Raw genomic sequence first — 2,526 nt, forward strand, 5'->3', positions numbered from 1 at the left:
GCACCTCTCAGCCGCAGTGTGGGCGCTCTGTGGGCAAGGCGTGGTTATTTCCGTAATGCGCTGGAACAACCCGGACAAGTACAGATTTCTCAGCCTTACCTCGGACTTCCGGATGCCACACTGGATGTCACCCTTTCCATTGCCCTGAATGCCGGCAATCCGTCACGCCTGCTGGTACTCTGTGCAGATTGCCCTGCCGCCTGGCTGGAGACCTGAGCTATACCGCGAGTTTGGTGTTGCTGCGCGATGGATGGATCAAACTTCACTACTGAGTGAAACGCCCTGTGCGCATGCAGGGTGTTGTGGGGCTGCGGGCTAGAAACCCCCAGCTACCCTATTAGGTATTTTCGCTCCCATAGTTTATGTGCCGAATACCGTGAAACTCAGACCTACATATACACCGTAGCCCAGCAGGAGCAATCCTCCCTCTAGCCTGCTAAGCCGGCTGCCTGTATATAAAAAGAGCAGCAGAATCAGCGACGTTCCCAACATGACCCATTGATCAAACTGCAGGATTCTCTCGTGGACTGGCAGCGGCTGTAGCAACGCGGAAATTCCGAGTATTCCCAGCAAATTGAAAATGTTGCTGCCCAGGATATTCCCAATGGCAACATCGGCATGTCGGCGGAACGCTGCGATTACTGATATCGAAAGCTCGGGCAGAGACGTGCCAACCGCTACGAGCGTCAAACCTATCACAGCCTCTGAAACACCAAACGACTCAGCTATTCCCACGGCACCCTTTAACAGTACTTGTGAGCCGGTGATCAAAAGGACCAAACCCAGCACCACCGCCATGACTATCCATAGAGTTGTTTTTGGCAGAGACGTAACTTCCTCTCCTTCAGCTATATGCAACCCAGAGGAAGGCGCTTCTCCAGAGCGCTCAGTCCAGTAAGCCCAGGCCAGATAAGCGGCGAGCGCCAACAGGAATATGGCAGCGTCAGACCTTACCAAAGCATCGCCACCGACAAGAATAAGAAACAGAATGCTCGCCGCAACGACCGTGACACCATCACGCCGCAATACGAGCGGCTTGACAGCAAGAGGTGTTATCAGTGCGCATAAGCCTAGAATTAGCAGGATGTTGCCGATATTACTCCCGACAACGTTACCGATTGCGATGTCGGGCCGCTCACTTAGAGCAGCCTCAATTGAGACCACCAGCTCTGGCGCAGACGTACCAAAACCGACAATTAACAAGCCACTGAGCAGAGGAGAAATGCCGAGTCGATTTGCAGCTGCCAAAGATCCTCTGATAAGTGCCTCACCACCACTAGTCAGAAGCAACACTCCAATAGCGACGAACAGCAGGTTCAACATGATTTTGAGCTTCCGGTTGCGAACTTAGTAAAAAATGGCTGCATCAGCCTAGACTGCCTAACGAGGCTGTAGAAAAACCTCAGTATAAAAAATTGATCATTTATACTGAAAATGGCGATTCTACGTGTATTCTGGAGCATTTTTCATCATCATAAGCTTCAGAATTTACGTAGGAGCGCGGAAAGGCCATCCCAGCCCAAAGGGGCGAGAACAGCCGATTATTATATTTATTTCTCGTCGCTTGTTGTTTTAGGCATCATGGCGGATGCACCGGAGCTTCCACTTGATGCTGGAGTTACTTGCTGTGTTGAATCGGCTTGAAGCTGCATTCCCGCAGCTCCTTGGAAGCTCTTTTTTAAATCAGTAGCCTGCTGATAGCTCTCAAAAATAGGCTTGGCTTCCGATTTGATTAGCTCTTCAATTTTAGGTTCTTTTGACATATTTCTTTCCTCTTTAATGAACAGTGTTGATGATGTTGAGATCCCCAAGAGCAGTGACATAACTATCCCAAGATAGAAAGCTCCTATTGCCCAAGAATCTAGCTGCTTAAGCTGGTGCTGCTTTAATTTAACATCTTTTTCCTGGACGAGATCCACAATGAAGTCGGCATTTTTACCAAACAATGAAACTATGAAGTATATCGCCAGAAGAAAACCAAGTGCAGCTAATGCAAAAAATACCATGTCATAAATGGCTAATTTATCTGTTAGCTTCAGAAGGGTTACTAAGAATCCAGTTCCTGCAACTGAAAGCGCAAGAATACTTTTATCCTTCTCCATTGCTGTAGTGTAAAACGATGAATATGACTGGCTTTTGAACTCTACCAAACATAACCTCTGCAAATCTTGATCCGAGATAGAGTTCTTTACTTTATCAACAGAAGCTTCTGTCTTCTGGGGCGGTACAGCCTCATTGTTTATGACTTTACAAAATATATTCACGGTTTATCCGACTACTCCAATTCCTGCAATAAATATAACCGCATGTTGAGCGGCCGCTGCATCGGGCTTGCTGCTAGGGAATTTGCTTTTCAAGTCGTTGCTTTCCCTGCGGTTTTTTCCTTCGTCTGGCGACTCTCTGTTTTGTCTTTATATCCGGCTTCAGCAGATTGATGGTACTTTTTTACTGGTACTGCTGCCGGTTGCTGTTGTCTGGCTTTCTTTTTACCTCTTTTGCTGTTTCAGGGCAATAACACCCTGCCGG

Annotated in this window: 3 protein-coding genes; 1 reads left to right on the forward strand and 2 read right to left on the reverse strand. The window is 47.8% G+C overall.

Going from position 1 to position 2,526, the window contains the following annotated elements; genetic code table 11:
• The coding region (locus IBX50_RS19615; RefSeq protein ID WP_292258083.1) for a hypothetical protein at positions 1-216 on the forward strand (216 nt) is incomplete at its 5' end.
• Between the two features lie 144 nt (positions 217-360).
• On the opposite strand, the gene IBX50_RS19620 is transcribed toward IBX50_RS19615, so the two are convergent.
• Together IBX50_RS19620 and IBX50_RS19625 are read right to left on the reverse strand one after the other, a co-directional pair.
• Positions 361-1,323, reverse strand: coding sequence for a calcium/sodium antiporter (locus IBX50_RS19620; protein WP_292258084.1), 963 nt, complete (start codon positions 1,321-1,323; stop codon positions 361-363).
• A gap of 227 nt (positions 1,324-1,550) precedes the next feature.
• Entirely contained in the window at positions 1,551-2,264 is a 714-nt protein-coding gene (locus IBX50_RS19625) for a hypothetical protein (RefSeq protein WP_292258085.1), read from the reverse strand.
• Positions 2,265-2,526 lie beyond the last annotated feature (262 nt).

The organism is Marinospirillum sp., assembly GCF_014859565.1.